Below are 267 nucleotides of genomic sequence, written 5' to 3'. Positions count from 1 at the left end.
TTTTCAGCTCATTGTATCGTTGAACTAACTCAGGACTTTTACGGAGTTTGTCTCTAAACCCCACAAAAAACTCAAATTCCGAACCATTAGCTACAACTTGAAAAGCGACATCCTCACCTGAGTTATTTTCCAGCATGCAAAGCTCCGGAGTTCTTAACGTATCGGATTTTTCGTTGAAGCCTAGAGTAGAAAGTAACTTTACTGCATTCTCTAGTTCCTTGCCGTTAACACCAACAAGTATGTCTAGGTCACCTTTAGATACAGCAT

The 267-nt window shown here is 40.1% G+C and carries 1 protein-coding gene; it reads right to left on the bottom strand.

All coding sequences use genetic code 11. The features are described from left to right. A partial coding sequence (locus VJL_RS26640) for a GrpB family protein (protein ID WP_038882364.1) occupies nt 1-267 on the bottom strand: 267 nt, incomplete at both ends.

This window comes from Vibrio jasicida CAIM 1864 = LMG 25398 (assembly GCF_000400365.1).
Classification (GTDB): Bacteria; Pseudomonadota; Gammaproteobacteria; order Enterobacterales; family Vibrionaceae; genus Vibrio; species Vibrio jasicida.
This window is presented reverse-complemented; position numbering and strand designations above follow the sequence as displayed.